Annotated in this window: 23 protein-coding genes; 8 read left to right on the top strand and 15 right to left on the bottom strand. The window is 72.7% G+C overall.

What is annotated here, in order from left to right:
* Positions 1 to 308, bottom strand: a 308-nt coding sequence (locus ABEB16_RS04885; RefSeq protein ID WP_345711143.1) for a putative T7SS-secreted protein, incomplete at its 3' end; no start/stop codon positions are given.
* A complete protein-coding gene (locus ABEB16_RS04880; protein WP_345711142.1) occupies positions 308 to 616 on the bottom strand; it encodes a hypothetical protein in 309 nt (102 codons plus the stop codon). The genes ABEB16_RS04885 and ABEB16_RS04880, both read right to left, overlap by 1 nt.
* Positions 617 to 790: 174 nt before the next feature.
* On the opposite strand from ABEB16_RS04880, the gene ABEB16_RS04875 reads away from it, so the two are divergent.
* Positions 791 to 1,651: an aldo/keto reductase gene (locus ABEB16_RS04875; protein WP_345711141.1), complete on the top strand. Its 861-nt coding sequence runs from the start codon at positions 791 to 793 to the stop codon at positions 1,649 to 1,651.
* A 61-nt stretch (positions 1,652 to 1,712) separates the two neighbouring features.
* Here the strand turns inward: ABEB16_RS04875 and fgd are convergent, their stop codons facing one another.
* On the bottom strand, positions 1,713 to 2,735 hold the full coding sequence (fgd, locus tag ABEB16_RS04870; protein WP_345711140.1) for a glucose-6-phosphate dehydrogenase (coenzyme-F420): 1,023 nt from the start codon (positions 2,733 to 2,735) through the stop codon (positions 1,713 to 1,715).
* A gap of 135 nt (positions 2,736 to 2,870) precedes the next feature.
* On the opposite strand from fgd, the gene ABEB16_RS04865 reads away from it, so the two are divergent.
* The gene (locus ABEB16_RS04865; RefSeq protein ID WP_345711139.1) at positions 2,871 to 3,914 is read left to right on the top strand and encodes a S66 peptidase family protein; all 1,044 of its coding nucleotides are present in this window, start codon (positions 2,871 to 2,873) and stop codon (positions 3,912 to 3,914) included.
* Here ABEB16_RS04865 and nrdF read toward each other — a convergent pair whose 3' ends face one another.
* The 5 genes from nrdF to ABEB16_RS04840 all read right to left on the bottom strand — a co-directional run bounded on the left by nrdF (position 3,915) and on the right by ABEB16_RS04840 (position 9,202).
* The gene (nrdF, locus tag ABEB16_RS04860) at positions 3,915 to 4,886 is read right to left on the bottom strand and encodes a class 1b ribonucleoside-diphosphate reductase subunit beta (protein ID WP_345711138.1); all 972 of its coding nucleotides are present in this window, start codon (positions 4,884 to 4,886) and stop codon (positions 3,915 to 3,917) included.
* Positions 4,887 to 4,926: 40 nt separating this feature from the next.
* Entirely contained in the window at positions 4,927 to 7,062 is a 2,136-nt protein-coding gene (gene nrdE, locus ABEB16_RS04855) for a class 1b ribonucleoside-diphosphate reductase subunit alpha (RefSeq protein ID WP_345711145.1), read from the bottom strand.
* A gap of 23 nt (positions 7,063 to 7,085) precedes the next feature.
* On the bottom strand, positions 7,086 to 7,487 hold the full coding sequence (nrdI, locus tag ABEB16_RS04850; protein ID WP_345711137.1) for a class Ib ribonucleoside-diphosphate reductase assembly flavoprotein NrdI: 402 nt from the start codon (positions 7,485 to 7,487) through the stop codon (positions 7,086 to 7,088).
* A gap of 9 nt (positions 7,488 to 7,496) precedes the next feature.
* Positions 7,497 to 7,742: a glutaredoxin-like protein NrdH gene (nrdH, locus tag ABEB16_RS04845; protein WP_345711136.1), complete on the bottom strand. Its 246-nt coding sequence runs from the start codon at positions 7,740 to 7,742 to the stop codon at positions 7,497 to 7,499.
* Positions 7,743 to 8,041: 299 nt separating this feature from the next.
* Complete coding sequence (locus ABEB16_RS04840) at positions 8,042 to 9,202, bottom strand: FAD-dependent monooxygenase (protein WP_345711135.1); 1,161 nt, start codon at positions 9,200 to 9,202, stop codon at positions 8,042 to 8,044.
* 60 nt (positions 9,203 to 9,262) lie between these two features.
* Here ABEB16_RS04840 and ABEB16_RS04835 point away from each other — a divergent pair, with 60 nt between their 5' ends.
* Positions 9,263 to 9,838, top strand: coding sequence for a TetR/AcrR family transcriptional regulator (locus ABEB16_RS04835; protein WP_345711134.1), 576 nt, complete (start codon positions 9,263 to 9,265; stop codon positions 9,836 to 9,838).
* Positions 9,839 to 9,849: 11 nt separating this feature from the next.
* On the opposite strand, the gene ABEB16_RS04830 is transcribed toward ABEB16_RS04835, so the two are convergent.
* Genes ABEB16_RS04830 through ABEB16_RS04815 form a run of 4 tightly spaced genes read right to left on the bottom strand, consistent with a single transcriptional unit; the run spans position 9,850 to position 14,050 of the window.
* Entirely contained in the window at positions 9,850 to 10,887 is a 1,038-nt protein-coding gene (locus tag ABEB16_RS04830) for a glycoside hydrolase family protein (RefSeq protein WP_345711133.1), read from the bottom strand.
* 46 nt (positions 10,888 to 10,933) lie between these two features.
* Complete coding sequence (locus ABEB16_RS04825) at positions 10,934 to 11,794, bottom strand: carbohydrate ABC transporter permease (protein ID WP_345711144.1); 861 nt, start codon at positions 11,792 to 11,794, stop codon at positions 10,934 to 10,936.
* Positions 11,794 to 12,702 (bottom strand): carbohydrate ABC transporter permease, encoded by a 909-nt coding sequence (locus ABEB16_RS04820; RefSeq protein ID WP_345711132.1) that lies wholly within the window; start codon positions 12,700 to 12,702, stop codon positions 11,794 to 11,796. The genes ABEB16_RS04825 and ABEB16_RS04820 overlap by 1 nt, the downstream gene beginning before the upstream one ends.
* 37 nt (positions 12,703 to 12,739) lie before the next feature.
* Complete coding sequence (locus ABEB16_RS04815; RefSeq protein WP_345711131.1) at positions 12,740 to 14,050, bottom strand: ABC transporter substrate-binding protein; 1,311 nt, start codon at positions 14,048 to 14,050, stop codon at positions 12,740 to 12,742.
* A 146-nt stretch (positions 14,051 to 14,196) separates the two neighbouring features.
* On the opposite strand from ABEB16_RS04815, the gene ABEB16_RS04810 reads away from it, so the two are divergent.
* Together ABEB16_RS04810 and ABEB16_RS04805 are read left to right on the top strand one after the other, a co-directional pair.
* Positions 14,197 to 15,180 (top strand): LacI family DNA-binding transcriptional regulator, encoded by a 984-nt coding sequence (locus ABEB16_RS04810; RefSeq protein WP_345711130.1) that lies wholly within the window; start codon positions 14,197 to 14,199, stop codon positions 15,178 to 15,180.
* 71 nt (positions 15,181 to 15,251) lie between these two features.
* Positions 15,252 to 17,012 (top strand): ABC transporter ATP-binding protein, encoded by a 1,761-nt coding sequence (locus ABEB16_RS04805; RefSeq protein WP_345711129.1) that lies wholly within the window; start codon positions 15,252 to 15,254, stop codon positions 17,010 to 17,012.
* 30 nt (positions 17,013 to 17,042) lie between these two features.
* Here ABEB16_RS04805 and ABEB16_RS04800 read toward each other — a convergent pair whose 3' ends face one another.
* From ABEB16_RS04800 to ABEB16_RS04790, 3 genes are all read right to left on the bottom strand, one after another.
* Positions 17,043 to 17,903 (bottom strand): nucleoside hydrolase, encoded by an 861-nt coding sequence (locus tag ABEB16_RS04800; protein WP_345711128.1) that lies wholly within the window; start codon positions 17,901 to 17,903, stop codon positions 17,043 to 17,045.
* Between the two features lie 65 nt (positions 17,904 to 17,968).
* Positions 17,969 to 19,540, bottom strand: a complete 1,572-nt coding sequence (locus ABEB16_RS04795) for a glycoside hydrolase family 140 protein (protein ID WP_345711127.1) — start codon at positions 19,538 to 19,540, stop codon at positions 17,969 to 17,971.
* 34 nt (positions 19,541 to 19,574) lie between these two features.
* Complete coding sequence (locus ABEB16_RS04790; RefSeq protein WP_345711126.1) at positions 19,575 to 19,745, bottom strand: hypothetical protein; 171 nt, start codon at positions 19,743 to 19,745, stop codon at positions 19,575 to 19,577.
* 62 nt (positions 19,746 to 19,807) lie between these two features.
* Here ABEB16_RS04790 and ABEB16_RS04785 point away from each other — a divergent pair, with 62 nt between their 5' ends.
* From ABEB16_RS04785 to ABEB16_RS04775, 3 genes are all read left to right on the top strand, one after another.
* Positions 19,808 to 19,948: a hypothetical protein gene (locus tag ABEB16_RS04785; protein WP_345711125.1), complete on the top strand. Its 141-nt coding sequence runs from the start codon at positions 19,808 to 19,810 to the stop codon at positions 19,946 to 19,948.
* A gap of 449 nt (positions 19,949 to 20,397) precedes the next feature.
* Positions 20,398 to 20,835 carry a hypothetical protein gene (locus tag ABEB16_RS04780; RefSeq protein WP_345711124.1) on the top strand — a complete coding sequence of 146 codons (438 nt, stop codon included), beginning with the start codon at positions 20,398 to 20,400 and terminating at the stop codon, positions 20,833 to 20,835.
* A 206-nt stretch (positions 20,836 to 21,041) separates the two neighbouring features.
* The coding region (locus ABEB16_RS04775; RefSeq protein ID WP_345711123.1) for a methyl-accepting chemotaxis protein at positions 21,042 to 22,205 on the top strand (1,164 nt) is incomplete at its 3' end.

The raw sequence follows: 22,205 nt of genomic DNA, 5'->3' as shown, positions 1-22,205 counted from the left end.
AGCGCCCGCAGCGAGGCGTCCTGGGCGAGCTCCAGCGCCGGCGCGTACTCCTGCAGCGCCGCGGCGGTGGCGGCGTAGCGTTCGCGCGCCTGCCCGAGGCGGTCGGACAGCTCGGCGGCGGTGCTGTCGAACTCCTGCGCCGAGTGCCCCCGCCAGTCGGCGCCGCTCATCCGCCGCAGCGCGGCGGCCTGCTGCTCGACGAGCAGCGCCACCTGGCGCAGGTCGGCCGCGGTCCGGCGCACCTCGTACGGGTCACCGGGGACCGGGTCGGCGGCGGCGAGCGGGTGCCAGTCGACCGGCCGGCCCATCAGCGGGACCCCCCGTCGGTGGACGGGGCGTTCTGCAGGGCCTCCGCCAGCTGTTCCTCGGTGCCCTCCACGGCGTCGGCGACCTGGCGGCACCAGGCGGCGAAGGTCTCGACGTCCTCCGCCAGCCGGGTGCGGTTGTGGCGGGAGTCCGCGGTGAAGCGGCGCAGGCGCTCGCCCAGACCGTCGTGCCCGGTGGCCCCGCTGCGGTCGCCGGTCCCGGTGATGTCCGTCCCCAGGGCGGTGGCGACGTGGTGGAGCTGCTCCGCCGTCGTCCGCACCTGCGCCGTGTCCATCCTCAGGTCTGCCATGGTCCCCGCTTCCGCGCCGCGGCCGATCCGCGGCACCGACGACGATAAGCAGCCGGCGCAGCCCCCCGGGCGCCGTCCACGGGAACGGCGCCCGCGACCAGTCGAACGGAGCAACCCGCCGCCACCACCGGCCACCGGTGGACAACCGCCCGGGGCCTTCGTAGCGTCGCCGCCGTGCAGCAGCGAAACCTCGGCAACCGCACCGTCTCGGCGATCGGCCTGGGCGCGATGCCCATGTCCATCGAGGGGCGGCCCGACGAGGACCGGTCGATCGCCACCGTCCACGCCGCCCTGGAGGCGGGCGTCACCCTCATCGACACCGCCGACGCCTACCACCTGCACGCCGGTGAGGTCGGCCACAACGAGGAGCTCGTCGCCCGGGCCCTGCGCAGCTGGGGAGGTGACGCCTCGCAGGTGCTCGTCGCCACCAAGGGCGGTCACCTGCGCCCCGGCGACGGGTCCTGGACGAAGGACGGGCGCCCCGAGCACCTGAAGCAGGCCGCGAAGGCCTCCGCGAAGCGGCTCGGGGTGGAGGCCATCGGCCTCTACCAGTTCCACCGCCCCGACCCCGAGGTCCCCTACGCGGAGTCGGTGGGCGCGTTGCGCGACCTGCTCGACGAGGGCGTCATCCAGCTGGCGGGCATCTCCAACGCCGACGTCGCCCAGATCGACGAGGCCGACGAGGTCCTCGGCGGCCGGCTCGTCTCGGTGCAGAACCAGTTCTCCCCGGCGTTCCGCTCCAGCCTGGGCGAGCTGGAGCACTGCGCGCGCCGCGGGATCGCCTTCCTGCCGTGGAGCCCGCTGGGCGGCATCGCCAACGCCGCCGAGCTCGGCAGCCGGCACGGCGCGTTCCAGCGGGTGGCCGACGCCCACGGCGTCAGCGTGCAGCAGGTCGCCCTCGCCTGGGAGCTGGCGCTGGCGCCCGTCGTCATCCCCATCCCCGGGGCCTCGCGCCCGCAGAGCACCACCGACTCCGCGCGCGCCGCCGAGCTGGAGCTCGGCGCGGACGAGGTCGCCGAGCTGTCCCGGGCCTGAGCGCACCACCCCGGTGCCCCGCCGCGGCGGGGCACCGGGGTGCTGCGGTGGCGGGTTGCGCTCAGGGGCGCAGCAGCGGCACGACGTCGGCGGTGAACTGCGCCAGGAAGCGGGCCTGGTCGTGGCCGGGCGCGTGGAACACCAGGTGGGTGAAACCCGCGTCGACGTACCCCTGCACGGCGCTCGCGACGTCGGCGGGGTCGGAGGCGACGATCCAGCGCCTGGCGACCTGCTCGATGGGCAGCTCATCGGCCAGCCGCGCCATCTCGACCGGGTCGTGCACACCCGCCTTCTGCTCCGGCGTCAGCGACAGCGGCGCCCAGAACCTGGTGTTCTCCAGGGCCCGGGCGGGGTCCTCGTCGAAGGACACCTTGATCTCGATGGTGCGGTCGATGGCCGACGCCTCGCGGCCCGAGGCGGCCAGGCCCTCCTGGAGCGCCGGCAGCAGCGTCTCGCGGTAGAGGTCCATGCCCTTGCCGGAGGTGCAGATGTAACCGTCCCCGGCGCGGCCGGCGTACTTGGTGACCCCCGGGCCGCCGCCGGCGACGTAGATCGGCACCGGCTGTGCGGGGCGGTCGTACACGGTCGCGTCGTGCAGGCGGTAGTACTCGCCCTCGACGGTGACCCGCTCCTCGGTCCACAGCTGCCGGATGAGCCGCACCGCCTCCCGCAGCCGGGCGAAGCGCTCCCGGGCCTCGGGGAAGTCCACACCCACCGCGGTCTCGTTGAGCGCCTCACCGGTGCCGATGCCGAGGACCACCCGGCCCGGGGCCAGACAGCCCAGGGTGGCGAAGGCCTGCGCGATGACGGCGGGGTTGTAGCGCAGCGTGGGGGTCAGCACGCTCGTGCCCAGCTGCACCCGGGACGTCCGCGCCGCCACCCACGGCAGCCACGTCAGCGCCGCCGGGGCGTGCCCGTCCACGTGCCGCCAGGGCTGGAAGTGGTCGGAGATCCAGACCGAGTCCAGGCCGCACTCCTCCGCCTGCACGGCGAAGTCGGCCAGCTCCACCGGGTCGAACTGCTCCGCCGAAGCCTTGTACCCCAGCCTCAGGGGCTGCCCGTGCGTGTCCACCGTCGCCGTCACCGCACCGTCCCGCCTCTCGCCGTCCTGCTCGTCGTCCGCCCGGCGCGCCGACTCCCGGTGCCGAGCCTACGGTCCCGCCGGGCGGCCGGCCGCTGATCGGGGGCGTGCGGCCGCGGGCGTCGGGATACTGCGTCGGTGACCGGTTCCGCGCCGCCCGGACTGCTCCGACCCCGTGCCCTGCGGCCCGGGGACCTCGTCGTCATCGCCTCGCTGTCCGGTCCGCTGCTGGCCGCCTACGAGCCGGACCTGGAGCAGGCGGTGGTCGTGCTGGAGCGGATGGGGTTCCGCGTGCGCCGGGCACCGCTGCTCGACGCGGGGCGGCGCCGCTGGTGGAGCGCGGCGACGCCGGCGGAGATCGCCGCGGAGCTCAACGCCCTGCTGCGCGATCCCGAGGTGCGCGCGATCGTCGCGCACGACGGTGGTCAGACGGTGCTCGGCTACCTCGACCTGATCGACGTCGAGGCGGTCGCCGCCGATCCCAAGCCGATCCTCGGCTACAGCGACATCTCGCTGCTGCACCTGGTGCTCCACGCGCGCACCGGTCTGGTGGGGTTCCACGCCGACCTGGCCACGCCCGGTCTCGGTGCGGCGTGGCAGCGTGCGCCCGCGGAACGGCGGGCGGAGCTGGAGAGGCTCTACTCCGCGCTGCTGACCGGTACCGAGTCGATCGGGCCGCTGCCGACCAGCGCGTCGTGGGAGTGCTGGCGCCCGGGTCGCGCCGAGGGCCCTCTGATCGGCGGCGTGATCAACCGCATCGCGCTGGTGCAGGCGACGCGCTGGGCGCTGCCGCTGGAGCGGTTCGACGGCGCGGTGCTGTTCTGGGAGGAGACGGGCGGCCTGGCGTCGTACGTGTGGAGCTACCTGCACGTGCTGCGGCACGCCGGGATCCTCGACCGCATCTCCGGCATGGTCGTGGGCGTCCCGCACGCCATCGACGGGCTCGACCGGCCCGACGCGTCCCCGACCCTGCCCGAGATCGTCCTCGACGTCCTCGGCGACCGCGACATCCCCGTCCTGGGTGGGGTCGAGTTCGGGCACTCCGGAGCGAACCTGCCGATGCCGGTCGGCGTCCGCGTCGGCCTCGACGCGCACGAGCGGACGTTGTCGCTGCTCGAACCGGCGGCACGCGTGCACGGCCGCGGGCCCGTCGGGTGCGTTCACGACGGGCCCGCGACGTGATCAGAAGGCCCAGTCCTCGTCCTCGGTGGCCACGGCCTTGCCGATGATGTAGCTGGAGCCGGAGCCGGAGAAGAAGTCGTGGTTCTCGTCGGCGTTGGGGGACAGGGCGGACAGGATGGCGGGGTCCACCCTGGCGCTGTCGGCGGGGAACATGCCCTCGTAACCGAGGTTCATGAGCGCCTTGTTCGCGTTGTAGTGCAGGAAGGTCCGCACGGAGTCGGTCAGCCCGACGCCGTCGTACAGGTCCGCGGTGTAGGTGCACTCGTTGTCGTACAGCTCGAACAGCAGGTCGAACGTGTAGTCCTTGAGCTCGTTCCGCTTGGCCTGGTCCACCAGCTCCAGGCCGCGCTGGTACTTGTACCCGATGTAGTACCCGTGCACGGCCTCGTCGCGGATGATGAGCCGGATGAGGTCGGCGGTGTTCGTCAGCTGCGCCCTGCTGGAGAAGTGCATCGGCAGGAAGAACCCGGAGTAGAAGAGGAAGGACTCCAGCAGCGTGGAGGCCACCTTCCGCTTCAGCGGGTCGTCACCGTGGTAGTACTCCAGCACGATGGACGCCTTGCGCTGCAGCGCGTCGTTCTGCTCCGACCACGTGAACGCCTCGTCGATCTCGCGGGTCGAGGCGAGGGTGGAGAAGATCGAGGAGTAGCTGCGGGCGTGCACCGACTCCATGAACGCGATGTTCGTGTAGACGGCCTCCTCGTGCGGGGTGAGGGAGTCCGGGATGAGCGAGACCGCCCCGACCGTGCCCTGGATGGTGTCCAGCAGCGTCAGGCCGGTGAACACCCGCATCGTCAGCTGCCGCTCGGCGTCCGACAGCCGCGCCCACGACTGCACGTCGTTGGACAGCGGCACCTTCTCCGGCAGCCAGAAGTTGGCGGTGAGACGGTTCCAGACCTCGAGGTCCTTGTCGTCCTGCACGCGGTTCCAGTTGATCGCGTTCACGCGATCGATGAGCTTGAGCTTCTCCACCGTCTCGTCCTTCGTCGTCCCTCGTCGTCTCGCCCGCCGGTCAGAGCATGCAGCTGACGCAGCCCTCGACCTCGGTGCCCTCCAGCGCCATCTGGCGGATGCGCACGTAGTAGATCGTCTTGATCCCCTTGCGCCACGCGTAGATCTGCGCGCGGTTGACGTCCCGGGTGGTGGCGGTGTCCTTGAAGAACAGCGTCAGCGACAGGCCCTGGTCGACGTGCTGGGTGGCCGCCGCGTACGTGTCGATGATCTTCTCGGGACCGATCTCGTACGCGTCCTCGTAGTACTCCAGGTTGTCGTTCGTCATGAACGGCGCCGGGTAGTAGACGCGGCCGAGCTTGCCCTCCTTGCGGATCTCGATCTTGGAGGCGATCGGGTGGATCGAGGAGGTGGAGTTGTTGATGTAGCTGATGGAGCCGGTGGGCGGCACGGCCTGCAGGTTCTGGTTGAAGATGCCGTGCTGCACGACGGACGCCTTCAGGGCCCGCCAGTCGTCCTGCGTGGGGACGGCGATGCCGGCCCGGGCGAACAGCTCGGCGACGCGCTCGGTGGCCGGGGCCCACTCCCGCTCGGTGTACTTGTCGAAGAAGCTGCCGTCGGCGTACGCGGAGCGCTCGAAGCCCTCGAACGTGGTGCCGGTCTCGATGGCGATCTCGTTGGAGGCGCGCAGCGCGTGGAAGAGCACGGCGCAGAAGTAGACGTTGGTGAAGTCGACGCCCTCGGGGCTGCCGTAGCGGATCCGCTCGCGGGCCAGGTAGCCGTGCAGGTTCATCTGCCCCAGGCCGATCGCGTGCGAGCGGGAGTTGCCGTGGGCGATGGAGGGCACGGAGCGGATGTCGCTGGCCACCGACACGGCGGTCAGCGCGCGCACCGCGGTGCCGACCGTGGCGCCGAGGTCGCCGCCGTCCATCGCCAGGGCGATGTTCAGCGAGCCGAGGTTGCAGGAGATGTCCTTGCCGACGACCTCGTACCCGAGGTCCTCGCCCAGGCGGCTGGGGGTGTTGACCTGCAGGATCTCCGAGCACAGGTTCGACATGTTGATGCGGCCGTCGACCGGGTTGGCCCGGTTCACGGTGTCCTCGAACACGACGTACGGGTAGCCCGACTCGAACTGCAGCTCCGCGAGGGTCTGGAAGAAGTCGCGGGCGTTGATCTGCGTCGTGCGGATCCGCGGGTCGGCGACCATCTCGTGGTACTTCTCCGACACCGGCAGGTCCCCGAAGGGCACCCCGTACACGCGCTCCACGTCGTACGGGGAGAACAGGTGCATCGGCTCGTTGTTCTTGGCGAGCTCGAAGGTGATGTCGGGCACGACCACGCCGAGGCTGAGGGTCTTGATGCGGATCTTCTCGTCGGCGTTCTCGCGCTTGGTGTCCAGGAAGCGCATGATGTCGGGGTGGTGCGCCGACAGGTACACCGCGCCGGCGCCCTGGCGCGCGCCGAGCTGGTTGGCGTAGGAGAAGGAGTCCTCCAGGAGCTTCATCACGGGGATGACGCCGGAGGACTGGTTCTCGATGCGCTTGATGGGGGCGCCGTACTCGCGGATGTTGCTCAGCAGCAGCGCCACCCCGCCGCCGCGCTTGGACAGCTGCAGCGCGGAGTTGATGCTGCGCCCGATGGACTCCATGTTGTCCTCGATGCGCAGCAGGAAGCAGGAGACCAGCTCCCCGCGCGAGGCCTTGCCGGCGTTGAGGAAGGTCGGGGTCGCCGGCTGGAAGCGGCCGGTGATGATCTCGTCGACGATCGCGGTGGCCAGGGCCTCGTCGCCGGCCGCGAGGGTGAGGGCGGTCATCACGGCGCGGTCCTCGAAGCCCTCGAGGTACTGCTTGCCGTCGAAGCTCTTCAGCGCGTAGCTGGTGAAGAACTTGAAGGCGCCCAGGAAGGTGGCGAAGCGGAACCGCGCGGCGTGGGCGCGGTCGGTGAGCTCGCGCACGAAGGCCCGCGGGTAGCGGTCGAGCACCTCGGCCTCGTAGTACCCCTCGCCGACGAGGTGGTCCAGGCGGGCCTCGAAGGTCTCGAAGCGGGGGGTGTTGGGGATGATGTGCTGCAGGAAGTACTGGCGCGCCGCCTCGCGGTCCGCGTCGAACTGGATGCGCCCGTGCTCGTCCCACAGGTTGAGCATCGCGTTGAGCGAGTGGAAGCCCTGCGCGGCCGGCTGCGGGGTCGGGCCGGGGATCCCGGGGGCGTCGGAGGTGAGGGTCACAGCGTGTCCAATCGGTCGCGGACGCGACACACGTCCTCGGGGGTCCCGAAGATCTCGAAGCGGTGCAGGAGGGGCACGCGGCACTTGCCGGCGACGACGTCGCCGGCCACGGCGTAGTGGGCCCCGAAGTTGGTGTTGCCGGCCCCGACCACGCCCCGCAGGAGCGCGCGGTTGGCCGGGTCGTTCAGGAAGCGGATCACCTGCTTGGGCACCGCGCCCCTGCCGTCACCACCGCCGTAGGTGGGGACGAGGAGGAGGTAGGGCGCGCCGACGACCAGGTGCTCCTCCCGGGGGTGGAGCGGGATGCGGTGCACCCGGGCCGCGGGGACGTCCAGCTTGCCGACGAAGCGGTGGGTGTTGCCCGAGACGCTCGAGAAGTAGACGACGTCGAGCGGCACGGTGGGCTCTCAGGCGGGGACGGCGGCGAAGCGGTCCGCGAGGGCGTCGATGCGCTCCGGGCGGAAGCCGGACCAGTGCTCGTCGCCGCTGATCACGACGGGGGCCTGGACGTAGCCCAGAGCACGCACCGTGGCCAGGGCCTGCGCGTCGGTGGTGACGTCGACGACCTCGTAGGACAGGCCCTTGCGGTCGAGCGCGCGGTAGGTGGCCTTGCACTGCACGCAGGACGGCGTGCTGTAGACGGTGATGCTCATCGGGTGGTCCTTCCCTCGGGTGCGAGCCCGGCGTGCTGGAGTGCTCAGACACTACCCCTGGTGGGGCCCCTCGCAAACCACCACTAGATGGTGTGTCACATCCGTGTAGTTTCCACAGGCTGTGGACGAGGTGGACGGAGGTGCCCCGCAGGTCCGTGACCTGCGCCGTTGCGCGGGCGGGGGTGTGGGGGGCGCTGTGGAGGCCGCCGCGGGGCCGCGAGCGGGCCGTCGGCGTGTCGCGCCCGGCGTGGCGCGCCGTGGCCGGTGCGGGCCCCCGGGGGGAGCGGTCGGGGCGGTCGTCAGCGGGTCCCGCGCCGGGTGGGTGGGGCCTCCGACGGAGGGCACCAGCCGGCGGCCCGGTGGGCGGCCCGCAGCGCCAGGGGCGGGGGTGTCGCCGACACCGCCGCGTCGCGGGCGGCGGTGAGCACCGGGTGGGTCCACCGCGCGAGGTGGCCGACGTGGCGGGACCGGCGGGTCATCGCGGTGACCCGCGGGGTGCGCGCGCGGTCGTAGCGCGCCAGGGCTGCCTCGACGGACAGCTCGGCGCCGAGGGCGTGAGCGAGCACCACGGCGTCCTCCAGCGCCAGGCAGGCGCCCTGGCCCAGGTTGGGTTCCATCGCGTGGCCGGCGTCGCCCACGAGCACGACGCGGCCCCGGTGCAGGCCCGTGGCCGCCGGGGGCAGGTCGTGCACGTCGTGCCGCAGGACGGTGCCCGGCTCGATCGCGGCGAGCAGCGCCGGGATCGGGGCGTGCCAGCTCCCGAAGCGCCGTCGCAGCTCCGCGAGCTCGTCGCAGGCCCGGGCACCCTCCGCCGCGTTCGCGGTCGCGTAGACGTAGGTGCCGGCGTCGCCGAGGGGGACGACGCCGAAGCGCTGCCCCGCGCCCCAGGTCTCGCAGGCCCCCTCCGCGGCGCCTGCTCCCCGCGCCACGCCGCCGCCCGGCACCAGCGCCCGCCAGGCGGTGTAGCCGCGGTAGCCCGCCGGCGCGCGGTCGGGCCACAGCGACCGGCGCACGAGCGAGCCGATCCCGTCGGCGCCGACCACCAGGTCCGCCCGCACGCCCGCCGGGTCCGCGACCTCGCACCCGAGGTGGAGCACGTCGTGGCCGAGCGCGGCGGCCAGCACCTCGACGAGGTCGGCGCGGGCGACGGCGAGCACCGGCTGCCCGCAGCGGCGCGCCAGCTCGTCCGCGTCCAGGTGCGAGAGCCACCGCCCTCCCGGTCGCCGCACCCCGGAGCGGTGCAGGACGTGGGCGCGCTCGCGGACCGCGCCGGCGACGCCCAGCACCTGCAGGCACCGGACGGCGTTGGGCCACAGCACCAGGCCGGCGCCGCCACCGAGATCCGCAGCGCGTTCCGCGACGCGGACGTGCCAGCCGGCGCGCCGCAGGGCCAGCCCCGCCGCCAGACCGCCGACCCCGGCGCCGATCACGACCGCGGACCGCTCTCCCGTGGTGTCCACGAGGTCACTCTACAGATGTAGAGGACGGGGTGGTGACCGCTCCGTCCGTACAGTGCGTCCGTGACGCAGGAGCGCAGACGGCTCATCGCCCGCACGGCGCTGCACGTCCTGGCGACCGACGGCGCGCGCGGCCTGACCCACCGGGCGGTCGACGCCCGGGCCGACCTGCCCGCCGGCTCCACCTCGTACTACTTCCGCTCCCGGACCGCGCTGCTGGGCGCCTGCGTCGACGACCTCGCGGCGCGCGACCACGCGGACCTGGACCGGATGGCCCCCCTGCTCGCCGCCACCGACGCCGACACCCTCGCCGAGGTCCTCGCCGACGTCCTGCACCGCTGGCTCGGCGCCGACCGGGAGCGCCACGTCGCCCGCTACGAGCTGTCGATGGAGGCGCGGCGCCGCCCCGAGCTGGCCGAGGCCCTCCATCGCGGCGGGACGGCGATCAGGGCTCGGGTGGCGGACGTGCTGGCCGGCCTGGGGGCGCCCGACCCGGTCGAACGGGCGCACTGGCTGGTGGCCTGCCTGGACGGCATCCTGTTCGACCGCCTCGTCGGGGCCAACGCCGGCGTTCCCGCCGACCGGGCGCACCTGGCCGTCGTGACGCGCCGGCTCACCGACCTCGCGCTGACGCCCTGATCCGGGGCCGGCTAGAGGCGGCTGAGGTCGATCGTCTTGGCGTACATCTGCTCCACACCGTAGTAGCCGCTGTTGTAGAAGAGTCGTGACTCTCCCTCGAGGGCGAGGACGTGCTGGCGCCACAGGTTGAACTCCTCGCCGGCGGCCCGGGCGTCCTGCGGGATGTCGGCGACCCACTCGAGGGGCTCGTCGGCGAACCGCCACCCCGAGACCGGCCACTCGTCGTCGGTCCACACCAGCCCACCGAGGCACGGAGCCGGCTCCTCGCTGGTGAGGTGTCCGTCCCGGTCGGGCGGGGTCGGGGAGGCGTTGATGACGCCCACCCAGCGGTGCTCCTTGCCGGGCAGGAGCTGGAGCCCGCCGAGGTAACCGGACGCCCAGTGGCCCGGCGTGCGGGACGGCTCGAGGGCGATGCCGCCCTTGACCGCCGGTTCGCCGGGCCGCTGCGTCGCGAACCCGATCGCGCTCCCGAACGGGGTGTGCGCCCAGGGGCGAGGCGTCAGGGGACACCCCATGTAGTAGTAGAGCCACTCCTGGCGCTCCTCGAACCAGTAGCCGCTGACGACGTCGACGTGGTTGTCGTCGAACGCGCCCGGTTCACCGACCGGGATGAGGTCGCCCTCCTCGAACGTCCACGGGCCGGCCAGGCTCGTGGACCACGCGCGGTGGGCGCGCTTGCGCGCGCTGTTCGCGTCGTGCACCACGCTGACGAGCCAGTACCGCCCGTCGACGTGTGCGGCCCGGTTGGGGCGCGCGGCGTCCATCACCACGAAGGGCTTGTGGGTGCCGCCTCCGGGAGGCAGGACCTCGGGGTTGGTGAACACCAGGGGTTCGGGATCGGTCCACGTCCCCGGGGCGCCGGTCGGGTCGGGGGAGTGGGACTGACCGTGGCCCGGGGGAGCGTAGAAGAGGATCATCCGCCAGCCCCCGATCTCGGGGTCCCACACGATGCAGGGGTCGCCGACGACGACGGATCCATCGCCCGTCGCGGTGCGCGCGAGGACGAGACCGCTGCGGGTCCAGGGGGCGAGCTGGGTCGAGGAACTCACGGGAGCCTTCCTTGTCATCATCGTGTGCGTGTGGTCTGCGGGGCAGCTAGCCGCGCACGGCACCGGCGGTGGTGCCGCTCATCAAGGTGCTCTGGAACACCAGGAACAGCAGGAGCAGGGGCAGCGTCACGATGGCTGCGCCGGCGAGGAGCAGCTCGTACCTGACGATGAAGCCGTCCTGGCTCGTGCTCAGCGCCGGGAGCAGCACCATGATCGGCTGGAACGTCGGATCGTTGGCGACGACGCGCGGCCACAGGTAGTCGGACCACTTCGCGACGAAGGTCAGCAGCGCGACGGCCCCCAGCACGGGGGTGGACATCGGGAGCGCGATGCTCCTGAAGGTCCGCCAGTGGCCCGCACCGTCGAGCCGAGCCGCTTCGAACACCTCTCCCGGCAACCCGGACATGTACTGGCGGGCCATGAACATGCCGATGACGCTCGCCGTGCCCGGGAGGATCTGCACCTGGTAGGTGTTCAGCCAGCCGATCTGGGCGAACATCGCGTACAGGGACGGGAGGTTGACCTCGAAGGGGACGAGTATCGACGCCATCATCAGGACGAAGATCGCCTTGCGCCCCCGGAAGTCGTACCGGGTGAACGCGTAGCCGGCCATCGCGCAGAGCACCACGGTGATCGCTGTGAAGGGAACGGTGACGATCACGCTGTTCAGGAGGCCGCGCCAGACGGTCATCCCCGTCTCGCCGGTGAAGAGGACGCCGAAGTTGTCGACAGTGGGTGATCGCGGGATCCCCCCGGGGTTCGAGGTGATCTCGGCCGGAGTCTTGACCGAACCGAAGACCATCGTCACGAAGGGTGCGACCACGAGGACGGCGAACCCGAGCAGGACGAGGTTCAGCGCGAGGCGCGAGCCGGCGGACCCCGTCCGCCTGGGGACGGCTGAAGCCATCACGCACGCTCCCGCAGCAGTCGGAACTGGATCGCCGAGACCACCGCGATGGCCGCGAACATCATCCAGCCCACGGCGGAGGCCAGTCCGAACTGGCCGCCCTGGATGTTGAGGACGACCTGGTTCATCAGGGGTGCTGCCGCCCTGGGCGCGATCCCCGCCGTGCCGGTTCCCAGCAGCAGGTTCGGCTCGGTGAACAGCTGGAGGGACTGGATCGTGTCGATCACGACCGCGAAGAGGAAGATGGGTCGCATCAGGGGCACCGTGACGTGGACCAGGCGCTGCCAGGCGTTCGCCCCGTCGACCGTGGCGGCCTCCAGCGTCTCGTCGGGCACGCTCGCGAGCCCGGCGAGGAACACGACGAAGTACCAGCCGATGCCGCGCCAGACGATGAGGGCCGCTACCGACCACCGTCCGGTGGTCGGGTCCGTGAGCCAGTCGACGTCCGAGGGCAGCAGGCTGTTGACGACCCCGTCGCTGCTGAACATCACCCGCCAGACCAGTGCGGCGGCCACCGGGGCCATCACCTGGGGCACGAAGTACACCGGCCGCAGCGCACCTGGAGCGATCGTGAGGCGTGAGCGCACGAGCACCGCGAGGAGAAAACCGCCGACGACCAGCGGGATCAGCGGGACCAGCCAGTAGAACACCGTGTTGGCGACGCTGAGGCGGAAGTCCGGTGAGCCGAGCAGCGAGGCGTAGTTCCGGAGCCCCACGAAGTCGGGCTCTCCGTAGCCGCGGTACGAGAACAGGCTCAACGCCGCCGATGACGCGGAAGGGATCAGGAAGAAGAGGGCGAACGACAGCAGGAACGGTGCGATGAACAGGTACGGTGCCGCGCGGTCGGCGGCGGCGGGGCGGCGCCGTCGCGCCGGTGCCTCCCCGGGGGCGGTCGTGCCGGTGGGCACATCGCTCCTGTCGACGGTCACCGTGGTCGGGAACCGGTCACTCGTCATAGGGGCACCCGATCTGGGCGTCGAGCTGCTCCTGGGCGGTCGTGAGGTGCGGGACCGGGTCGGTGTCCGGCGAGGCGAGGTACTCGCTCATGGCCCCCTGCAGCACCGAGAACTCCCGGGCGTAGTTCGGGTCGAACGGGAACAGCGTGAAGTCCTCGTCCGCGTCCCGGTATGCCTCCACCAGGCTCGGGCCGAAGTACTCGTCGTTCGCGATGGCAGGGTCGTCCTGGGCCGCCACGACGTTCGGCAGGTAGCCGACCTCCGATGCGAACGCCGTGGCACCCTCCTGCGACAGCAGCATGGTGGCGAGGAAGTGCGCAGCCTCGTCCTTGTGCTCCGACGCCTCGGGGATCACGAAGACCGAGCCGCCCGACTCGCTGCCGCCCCGGGCGCCCCCGATCTCCGGCCAGGTGGTGACCGACCACCTGCCGGCCAGGTCGGGCGCGTAGGTCGGCAGGAACACCGACAGCCAGCTCGCGCTGAGCGTGGACGCCAGCGACCCGTCCCCGAGGGCCTTCTGCCACTCGGGGCTGAAGTCGTCGTACGACGTCTCGACGACCCCGGAGTCGCGGAGGTCGCGGATGGCCCGGAACGCCTCGATGGTCCCGCCGTCCGACGCGACGGTGATCTCGCACCGGGGCTGGTGGGTGGAGAACCGGGCCCCGTTGCCCGAGAGGATCATGTTCCACGCGTAGCCCTGCGGGTTCGGGCCCAGGTTCCAGATCGAGCTGTCCGGGAACGTCGCCCGCAGCTTCTCCCCGGCCGCGATGAAGTCGTCCTGCGTGCGCACCGACCCGGGGTCGATCCCGGCGGCCTGGAACATGTCCGCCCGGTAGAACCACAGCTTGCTCTTGACCTCGTAGGGGATCGCGACCGTCCGGCCCTCGTACCGGGACAGCTCCAGGGCTGCCTTGCTGAGGCCCTCGGCGTGGGGCGCGACGTGTTCCTCGAGGTCCGCCAGGACTCCCGCTTCCGCGAACTCGGCCACCTGCGAGTAGTTCAGCTGGACGATGTCGGGCACGTCCTGTCCCGACGACAGGGCGAGCCGCAGCGCCTCGACCGACTCGCCGTCGCCCTGGCCCGCGGAGACCACGTCGATGGTGGTGCCCCCCGCCGCCTCGGGATCGACCTCGGCGTAGAGGTCGACCATCGTCGTGCTGTACCGCGTGTCCCCCCACACCTGGAGCGTCAGGTCCGGCGACCCACCGGTCCCGGTGGGCCCGGAGCATGCGGTGACCAGGGCGACGGTGCCGGCGAGGGCGGCGGTGAGGGTGGTCCGCCAGGGCTTGTCGTGCTGCATGGCCTTCTCTCCTTCGAGAAGAGGGTGACGACGCAATCCGGATTGCGCAATCCGGATTGCGTCGATGTTAGGGTCGGCCTTCCATCGAGTCAAGGAGATGTGGGATGGCGTCATCGGGGGGCGGTGCCGCGCGGAGGCGGCCGACCGTGTACGACGTGGCCCGGGAGGCCGGCGTCAGCCAGACGACCGTCACCCACGTCCTGACCGGCAAGCGCCCCGTGTCGGCGGCGACCAAGGAGCGCGTCTGGGATGCCATCACGCGGCTGGACTTCCACCCCAACGAGATGGCTCGGGCGCTGCGCCGGCAACGGTCGCACTCCGTCGCGCTCGTCCTCCCCAACATCGTCCACGCGCTCGCGCCCGTGTTCGCGCGGCACGCGGGCGTCCGGCTGCGCGAGCACGGCTTCCAGGTCACGATCCACGAGACCGACGGCGACCCCGAGACCGCCGCCTCCATCGTCGGGGCGCTCGCGTCCTGGCCGGTCGACGGTGCGATCTTCTCCGGGTTCGCGCTCGGTCCCGACAGCGCCGAGGCCCTGCACAGGCGGCAGATCCCCTTCGTCAACTGCGGGGTCGACGACGAGGAGGTGCGACCGTGGCCCGTCGTCCGCCTCGACCAGGGGGAGGGGATGCGGCAGGTGCTCGAGGTCCTCGCCGAGCGGACCGCAGGAGCGATCGCCTACGTCGGCGGGCCTGCGGGGGCGCCCGGTGCGGACATCCGGCGGCGGGCGTACGAGCGGGAGATGGCCCGGCTCGGGCGTCCGGTGGACGAGCGCCTCATCGCCAGCGTGGCCTACGACTGGAGGGCCGGCAGGCAGGCGGCCCGGAGCCTGCTGGGGACGGGCCTCCCGTTCGGTGCCGTCGCGTGCGCGAACGACCTGATCGCGATCGGGGTCTGCGCGGAACTGCGGGGGCGCGGCATCGCGATCCCCGACGACGTCGCCGTGACCGGCTTCGACAACATCGAACCGGATGCGATGGTCGAGCCCACCCTCACCAGCGTCGAGACCCACATGGACCGGATCGCCCAGGAGGGGGTGGACCTCCTCCTCGCGGCGATGGGCGGCCAGGAGGACCTGGCGGCGAACGTCCTCGTCCAGCCGCAGCTCGTCCGGCGGGCGTCGGCCTGACCGCCACCGGCAGCACCGGAAGCGGCGACAAGCGCTTTCCGGATGTGCCGGGTGGTGCCACGATGCAGGGCATGACCTCCCGCACCACCGGCCTCTCGCTCGACGGCGAGCGGCCGGTGCGCTCCGCCCTGCACCTGCTGCGACCCCACCGCGCCCAGGTCGCCGCCGCGGTCGTCTTCATGGCCGTGAAGGAGACGCCGCTGTGGCTCATGCCCGTCGTCACCGGCCGCGTGATCGACGTGCTCGTCGAGCGCGGCCCGCTGCGCGAGCTGTGGCTGTGGACGGCCGTGGCCGTCGTCGCGCTCGTGCAGAACTACCCGAACATGGTGCAGTACACCAAGCGGTACATGGGGGCGGTGCGCAGCATCGGGGTCGAGCTGCGCAACGCGCTGACGGACCGCCTGCAGAACCTCTCCATCGGGTTCCACACCCGCATGAGCTCCTCCATCGTGCAGACCAAGGTCGTGCGCGACGTGGAGAACGTGGAGCTGATGTTCCAGCAGATCGCCCACCCGCTGCTGTCGGCCACGATGGTGGTCGTCGGCGCCGTCGCGATGACGTCGGTCGCGGTGCCGCAGTTCCTGCCGTTCTACGTCCTGACGATCCCGCTGGCCGTGGGGCTGCGCTTCGTGCTGGGCCGCCGCTCGCGCCGGCGCAACGAGGAGCTTCGCCGGGAGGTCGAGCGGTTCTCCGCGCGGGTGGGGGAGATGGCCACCCTGATGCCGATCACCCGTGCGCACGGGCTGGAGCGCACCGCCGCCGACCGCGTCGCCGACGGCGCCCGGACCGTGCGCGAGGCCGGGTTCCAGCTGGACCTGCTCAACGGGCGCTTCTCGGCCCTGTCGTGGGTGAGCATGCAGCTGCTCGGCGTGCTGTGCCTGGTGCTCGCGGCGTTCGCCTCCCTGACGGGCCTGCTGAAGATCAGCGCCGGGGAGGTCGTGCAGCTGTCGTCCTACTTCACGCTGCTGACGGGGGCGGTGACCAACCTGCTGATGCTGCTGCCCGTCGGTGCCCGCGGCCTGGAGTCGATCCGCTCCATCGCCGAGGTCCTCGCCGAGCCCGACGTGGAGGTCAACGAGGGCCGGCGCGCCGTGGCCGCCGTCGAGGGGCGCCTGACGCTGCAGCGGGTCAGCTACCGCTACCCGGAGGCCGAGCGGGACGCCCTGCACGACATCACCCTGGACGTGCTCCCCGGGCAGACGGTGGCCTTCGTCGGCCCCTCCGGCTCGGGCAAGTCCACCGTGCTCAACCTGGTGCTGGGGTTCGTGCGCCCCACCGGTGGCCGCCTGCTCGTCGACGGTGCCGACGCCGCCGGCCTGGACCTGCGCAGCGTGCGGCGCCACGTGTCGGTGGTGCCGCAGGAACCGGTGCTGTTCGAGGGCTCGGTCCGCGAGAACGTCACCTACGGCCTCGGCGAGGTCGAGGACGAGCGGGTGCGCCGCGCGCTCGCCGACGCCAACGCCGAGGAGTTCGTGGCCGCGCTGCCGCAGGGCTGGGACACCGTCGTCGGCGAGCGCGGCGCCCGGTTGTCCGGCGGGCAGCGCCAGCGCCTCGCGATCGCCCGCGCGCTGATCCGCGACCCGCGCGTGCTGCTGCTGGACGAGGCGACCTCGGCGCTGGACCCCGAGGCGGAGACGGCCGTGCAGGGGGCGCTGACCCGGCTCATGCGCGGGCGCACCACCCTCGTCGTCGCGCACCGCCTCGCCACGGTGCGCGCCGCGGACCGCATCGTCGTCCTGGAGGACGGGCGCGTGGTGGAGAGCGGCAGCCGCGGTGAGCTGCTGGCGGCGCGCGGGCGGTACGCGACGCTGGAGCAGGCGCAGCGGCTGTAGCGCGGGGGCGGCGCGCGGGCGGCCGCCGCGTCAGGTGGCCGAGGCGCCGCCCCGGGCGGTGGAACGACGCGCGTGCCGGCGCAGCAGGGCGACCATGTCGCCGAAGAGCAGGGCGCCGTCGATGCGCGTGCACACCTGGACGGTCTCGTGCTCGCCGGGCTGCCAGGTGCTCGACTCCGCCGAGAGCGCCGTGCCGATCAGCGGGCAGCTGTCCCCGAGCGGCCAGACGGCGTCGACCTCGAACCCCTCGGGCAGCGGCAGCTCCACGAACCGCTGCCACAGCCAGTCGCCCACGGGGCCGACCGAGGTCAGCAGGTCCTCGATCTGCGCCACCGACCAGGCGCACTGCCGGTACGTCTCCAGCGGGAACTGGCGGACCTGCAGCCCGGGCGTGGCGAGCACGCGTGCCGCGGCTGCCGGGTCGGTGTCCCGGTTGTACTCCGCCGCCCCGGTCAGCGAGCCGCCGACCCAGGCCAGGCTCATGCGCGACGCGATCCCCGGGTCCTGCTCCAGGGCCGCTGCGACGTTGGTCAGGGGACCGCCGCAGACGACGACGAGGGGTAGTTCGTCGTCCGCCCGGGCGGCTCCGACGATGGCGTCGGCCGCGGCCGAGGGATTCCCGCCGTCCTGGAACGGGTGCTCGGAGCCGGCCAGCACGGGAGGTCGGTGCGGGCCCCCCACGAGCTCCACCAGCTGCGAGGCCAGCAGGGCTCCGGCCGCCGCGCTCCCCGGCGCGGGCGCGAATACCGGCGAGAGGAGGGAACTGGTGATGGCGTCGACGCGGTGGCCGGGGGAGAGCAGGTGGTGGGCGAGTGCGACGAGGCCGTCGGGGTCTCCCGCCCAGTCGTTGTCGATGACCACGCGGGTGCGCGTGGCGATGGTCAGGGCCATGCTGGTCCTCTCGGTCGTGCCCTCTTCCGGCTGGGAGGGCTCTGCAGCTGTGCGCGGCGGTGTGGTCAGCGGAAGTCCTCGCAGAAGACGTACAGCAGCGGTGCACCCGCGGGTGCCTCGATGGTGCCCTGCACGTCGGTGAGGACGCCCTGGGAGAGGACGTCACCGGTCCGGGGGTCGACCACCCGGTACGGCTCGGGCAGCGGGCCGGCGTCGAGCACGCGCAGCGGACCGCCGTCCTCGGCGTAGGTCAGGAAGAAGACACCGGGGACCAGCAGGCCGCGCGGGTTGAGGGTCTGCTGCCAGCTGGGCCTGGCGCCGAGGAGGGGCAGGCCGTCGAGGATCCTGCCGACCATCCCGACGTAGCGGGACCCCTCGAGGTCCAGCGCCTCGCGCCAGCCGCACCCGGGAGCGGCGAAGCGGTCGGACTGACCCGGCTCGTCGGGGTGGAGCTTCCACTGCCACAGGCTGCCGGCGCCGTAGACGACGCCCATGGTGCCGCCGGCGCACAGGTTCGCCCAGGCCTCGTGCCCCTGCCACCAGCCGGCGGCCCGGCCGAGGTCGGCGGTGCCCTCGTAGCTGGGTTCGCCGTTGGCGACGGCCTTGACGGGCAGGTTGCGGGCCATGTCGGCGACGCGCTCGGGGAAGTGGTCGCCCAGGTGGCCGGTCTGGCACCACTGGAAATCCAGCCAGTCCGCGTCCTGGTGGGCGTCGTTGCCGGCGTGCGGTCGGTAGTGGATGCCGGTGGGCTGCTCGTAGCAGTCCCAGGCGTGCACCTCGGCGCCGCCGGCGGCGACCTGCGGCTCGTGCCCGGAGCCGTCGGCGCCGACCAGCCAGACGGCGGGGCGGGCGCCGTAGCGGGCGACGAGGTAGCGGCAGTAGCGGGCGTACTGCTCCGGCGGGACGACGGTGCCGGCCACCCCCAGGCCCTTCCAGCCGAACCCCTGGAACACCGGCTGCCACACCGGCACGACGTCGTGGGCGACGAGGGTGTCGACGAGCGCGTCGAGGTACCGGAAGTACCCGACGTCGAGGTCGGTGATGGTGCCCCCGGGCAGGTCGTGGAAGCCGCGGGCGAAGCCCTCGTCGGCGGTGCGGTCCTGCGGGCCCTCGGCGCCCATGTCGGGCTGCACGCTCATCAGCAGGACGGCGTTGAAACCCTTGGCCTGCCGGTCGGCCGCGTAGACCTCGGCCTGCTCGCGGGTGGCGCGCCAGGGCAGGGCCCAGGCGGTGTCGCCCACGAGCACGGCCGGGGTGCCGTCGGCGTGCACGAGGTTGTGGGCGTCGGGCGACGTGCGCCAGAAACCGCGGCGCTCGAACCGGGTCGACGCCCCGCCCGCCTCGACGCGCACCGCCCCCTCGACCCCGGTCAGGCCCGGGTCGGCGGTGGAGGCGTCGCTGCGCCACCGCCACCGCCCCGCGGCCACCGGCGAGGCGAACCGGACGCCCCAGGTGGGGCGCCCGTCCTCCTCGCCGTCGTAGAAGGCCGGCCGGCGCAGGCTGGTCCCGTCGTCGTGGGTGAAGTCCACCCAGACGTCCACGTCGGTGTAGGGGTTGGCGCAGGTGCCGGTCGCGGTCAGGCGCAGCTCGGTCTCGCGCCAGGCGCCGTGGGCGGTCAGCGGCTGGGCCGGTGGCATGTCTCTCCCGGTCGGTCGGGTCGGGTCCTGCATCTCACAGGCGGGCGAAGACGCCGTGCTGGTCCGCATTGTCGGCCGTCACCAGCTCGCGGTCGATGGACTGCTTCTCCGGCTGCCCGGTCTCACCGGTCGTGATGTAGGCGTGGGCCTGCTCCACCGCGCTCTCGGCGCCCAGCGCGGCCGGCTGCAGGACGGTGGCGTACACGTCCCCCGCCTTGATGGTGGTGATCGCGTCGGGCTCCCGTCGAAGCCGACGACGGTGCGGGCGTGGACGCGCTGCGCGGGCACCTGGAGGCGGCGGAGGCCGCCGTGAACGCGCACGTGCGCACCGCCGGCGACCGCGTGGAGCACGCCACCGCCCTGCCCGTGGTGGAGGGGGTGTCCACGACGGCCGAGCGCAGCGCCTGAACACCCGGGACCGCCGCAGGCCGCCGCGCCGTGTCCGGGCCCGCCTTGCGCCCAGGTGCGTTCGTCGGGTTCACTGCTGAGGACACCGATGGAGCTGGACGGGAGGACGAGGCATGAGCACGAGCGCCCCCTCCGTCCCGGCTGTCGGTCTCGCCGAGCGGTTCCGAGTACGCGAGGTAGTGCAGGGCTGACGCGCCCGCCGGACATCCGCTGCACGTGCAGGGGTTCCCGCTGACCACGCGGTAGTGGAACCCCCGTGCCTGCGGAGCGCCACCGATCGGCGCAGCCGGGCGGTACCGCGTCCCGGCGCCCGTCACCGGGTTCGTGCTGCGGCCAGCGGTCCTCGACGACCACGGCCCGGTGATCGACCCGGTCACGCCGCAAGCCCTGCACCGGTGCAGAAACCGACGATCCGTGCTCGCGATCCCGTACCCGGAAGAAGAACCGCCGTGAAGAGTGCACCTGTCGACGCGAACACCCCCACGACGATCGAGTACCGGCGCCGTGCGCTGCACCACCTCGCGGTGCCGGGCGACGACGGCGGTGAACTGGCCAGCCACCTGGTCTCCCGCTACCTGCTCCGGCTGCGACAGGACCTGCACGGCGGTGAGGCGTTCGCGAGCGCACCGCCGTCCCCGCCGGCGCGTGACCTGCTGGACGGACTGGCGGCCTTGTTCTCCGCCATCGCCGACCGACGGTGCCTGACGGCGGACGACCCGGCGTTGCAGGCGCTGGCGCGCCTCCTGCTCGAGCAGCAGACCGCCTGCAGCGCCCAGGCCCCGGGCCGGGACGCCACTGGTGCGGCCGGTGGTGGCATCCCCGCCGCGCGGCCACGGGCGGCCGAACCGCCTGCGCCGCCGGTGCAGCAGGAGTTCCTCGTCGCCTGACGTCGGGGGCGGGGCCTGCGGGCAGGGCTGGGTGCGGAACGCCCCCTCGTGCCGACCTGACGAAGGAGCACCAGAGGTCCCGTGCCGGTGGCGGCGGTGGGGCCGCCACCGCCCGCGGTTGTCAAGGCCGGGTAGCGGTGTGCCGATGTGATCGGGGTCCCGTCGTGGTCGGCGGACACCTGGTCCGCTCAGCCCCGGGAGATGACATGCCGCGCTTCCTGCGCGACCTCCGCGTCAGCACCAAGATCCTCAGCAGCTTCGGCGTCGTCTGCCTGCTGCTGCTCACCGTCGCCACGGTCGGTCTGGTGGAGCTGTCGCGCGCCCAGCAGCGCCTGGAGGTGATGAGCGCGGAGAGCGTCGCCGGGCAGCAGGCCCTCGGCGAGGTGCAGACCGACTACCAGCGCGCCACCAAGGGCCTGTTCGCGCTGGCGCTGGTGCCCTCGGAGGAGGCGAAGGCGTCCTTCGCCGAGGACCTGCAGGGCGTGCTCGACAGCTGGGAGGCGTACAAGGCCACCGACCCGCGGGTGCCCGCCGACCAGCTGGCGGCCGTGGACGCCGGCCTGGCGGAGTACGAGGCGGGCACGGCGGTCCTCGTCGAGATCGCGATGACCGGTGACCGCGTGACGTTCATGGCCACCCGCAACGACGAGTCCACCCCCGTCAGCGAGGGCGGCATCGCCCACGCCACCGCCGGTGAGAACCTCACCATCGTGCAGGACACCGCCACCACGCTGGCCGCGGAGGAGGCCGCTGCCGGCGCAGCCGCCTACGAGCGCGCCCGCCTGCTGCTGCTCGCGGTCGCCGCGCTGGCCGTGGCGCTGGCCGTGGTCCTGTCGCTGGTCATCTCCCGGTCCATCGCCGGCCCGCTGGCGCGCACCCGCCGCGTTGCCGAGGCGCTGGCCGCCGGTCGCCTCGACGAGCGCGTGCAGGTCACCAGCGGCGACGAGGTGGGCCTGACCGCGCGGGCGCTGAACACCGCCCTGGACCAGGTTTCGGCCACGATCAGCACCATCGGGCACAGCGTGCAGAGCCTGCAGGGTGCCTCCGGCAACCTGGCGGACGTGGCCGAGCGCCTGTCGGCGGGGGCGGGGGAGTCCTCCGCGCAGGCCGAGGTCGTGCTGTTGACCTCCAGCGACATCGCCGGCAACGTCGGCACGGTCGCCGCGGCCGGTGACGAGATGTCCGCGGCCATCCGCGAGATCGCCGCCTCCACCGCCGACGCCTCGGCCGTGGCCACCGCCGCGGTCACCTCCGCCGAGCAGGCCCGCTCCACCATCGAGCGGCTGAGCTCCTCCTCCCGGGAGATCGGTGAGGTCGTGCAGCTGATCACCTCCATCGCGGAGCAGACGAACCTGCTGGCCCTCAACGCC

The sequence above is a fragment of the Kineococcus glutinatus genome (assembly GCF_039542765.1).
GTDB classification, from domain to species: Bacteria; Actinomycetota; Actinomycetes; order Actinomycetales; family Kineococcaceae; genus Kineococcus_A; species Kineococcus_A glutinatus.
Note: the sequence above shows the minus strand (reverse complement) of the source record. Positions and strands in the feature narration are given on the sequence as shown.